Source organism: Neisseria benedictiae (assembly GCF_958267435.1).
In the GTDB taxonomy this organism is placed as follows: domain Bacteria; phylum Pseudomonadota; class Gammaproteobacteria; order Burkholderiales; family Neisseriaceae; genus Neisseria; species Neisseria bergeri.
Genome location: NZ_CATQFV010000050.1, coordinates 1 through 2,419 on the forward strand (window position 1 = coordinate 1; position 2,419 = coordinate 2,419).

Consider the following 2,419-nt stretch of genomic DNA (forward strand, 5'->3'; position numbering starts at 1 on the left):
CCCGATTTCTGCTGGCCGCCCCCTCCTGCTCCACCAGTCGCACCACCCATCCCCTTCCCACTCTTCGCCGACTTGGGCGGCGCTAAAACCGTCGCCAAAGACGTACGCCTCAACCGCAAGCCTGCTTTTGTCTTCAAAGCCAGTAAAACCAACCGCACTACCGGTGACGAACCCGCCATACCCGGCCGCAAAGGGGTGTTGTCGCGTACCGCCACCAAACCTGCCTGGCCGATGATGCACTCTTCTTCGGTTAAAATCCGCAAGCGCCACATCATCCGTGCCGGCGATATGTTCCACATGAACAACAAGTTCAAGAAGAAACTGCCGCCCAAACCCTGTATTTCCTGTAAAGCCGCCGCCGCTGTCGGCCGCCCGGTCAATCCGATACACGGGCTGAAGTTTTTGGAGGGTGAAACCGACTTTGCTTTTGAAGGCATCCTGCCGCTGGTCTGGAGCCGCAGCTATTATTCCGACCAAGACGGTACCGGCTGGCTCGGCGAGGGCTGGAGCGTGCCGGGCTGCCAACGCATCATCCGCGATGCGGCGGGATTGGCCTATATCGACGATCAGGGCCGTTTGTTCCCGCTGCCGGAAGTCGATGAAGACGATGAAGAGCCGGTATTGTTCGAGAGCGAACAGATCTGGTTCAGTAAAAATCCGGACGGCCATTATGTCATTGCGTCGCTGGACGGTTCGATAGCGCTGCGCTTTGCGCCTTTGGCGGTGGCGGAAGACGGTTCGGACGAGGATTCCACCCTCTTCCCGCTGGTGGCGGTGGAAGACGCCAACGGCAACCATCAGCGTTTCGTCTATCATCCGCTGACCGGTCTGCCGCAATACGTCATCGACGGCAACGGCCGGGTGTTCTCACTGAACTTCGGCAATGTGGCGGACGAACAGTCGCCCAAAATGCGGCTGCTGTCGGTATCGCTGTTGGAGGGGTTGCCCGCCTTCGGCGAAACGGTCCGGGTCGGCAGTCCGCTGATCCGCTACGAATACAATAATAGCGGCGACTTGGTCCGCGTCATCGGCCGAGACGGCAACGTCAAACGCAGCTTCGGCTATAGAAACAATCTGATGGTGTCGCACACGGATGCGGCGGGATTGGTATCGGAATACGAATACGACCATTACACCCCGACCGGCAAGGTGTTGTGCAACCGGACTTCTTTGGGCGAGGAATGGCGTTTTACCTATCACGACGGTTATACCGAGGTAACCGACGTGTTGGGCCGTACCGAGCAATATCATTACGACTACAACAACGAGTTGACCAAACGGGTGTTTGCCGACGGCAGCGCCGTATTGATGGAACGCGACGGTTTGGGCCGTCTGCTCAGCCATACCGATGCGATGGGGCGCGTGACCCGTTATCAGTACAGCAACGAGGGGCAGGTGGAGGCCATCGTCCGTCCCGACGGCACCATCCTGCATTTCGACTATGACGACTGCTACCGCCTGATCCGTAAAAGCGATGCGGAAGGCCGTTATGACGGCTATACCTACGACGAAGCGGGCAACCTGCTGACCCATACCGACCCGCTGAAACATACCACCCGTTTCGAATACGCCGACAACGGCCTGTTGCAGTCGGTGACCGACCCCAACGGCAACAGCACCGCCTATCACTATAATGAAAACCGCCGGCCCGACCTCATTACCGACTGCTCCGGTTACGAAACCCGTCTGGCCTACACCCCCGAAGGACAGCTGGCGCGTATTACCGATGCGCTGGGACGGCACACCGAATATCATTACGACGCCGACCAAAACCTTACCCTCGCCCTCTATCCCGACGGCAGCAAAGAAACCTTCGGCTACGATGCCGCAGGCCGTCTGAAAACCCATACCGACGGCGAAGGCCATACCACTTCCTACGAATACGGCCAGGACGGTCTGCCGACCCGGCGCACCAATGCGCTGGGCCATACCTTCGGCTACCACTACGACAAAGCCCGCCGCCTAATCGGCCTCACCAATGAAAACGGTGCGCGCTACCGCTTTGCCTACGACGTCCTCGACCGCCTGATTGCCGAAAGCGGCTTCGACCATAAGCTGACCGGCTACCGCTACAACGCCGGCAACGAACTGGTCGAGCAACGCGAGTTCGGCAACGATGTTTCCCTCGCCGCCAAACTGATGGCGCAGCCGGGCGGACAGCCCGTCCCCAAAAAAGACGCCGCCCCGCTTTCAGACGACCTCGACAGCCAAACCCCGCTGCGTATTACCGAGTTTAAACGCGATATATTGGGACGCTTAATCCATACCCTCGCCCGCGACGGCGGCGACAGAGTTCAGGAGGCCGCTTACCAATACGACCCGGACGGCAACCTCGTCCGTGCTGCCAACCGCCACAGCATCACCTGCTTCGACTACAACGGAAACGGCCAAATCATCGCCCGGCACCAATGGAAAGTGC

1 protein-coding gene is annotated in these 2,419 nt (G+C 59.2%); it reads left to right on the forward strand.

The window, feature by feature from the left end:
* The coding region (locus Q3O12_RS05045) for a DUF6531 domain-containing protein (protein ID WP_301669619.1) at positions 1 to 2,419 on the forward strand (2,419 nt) is incomplete at both ends.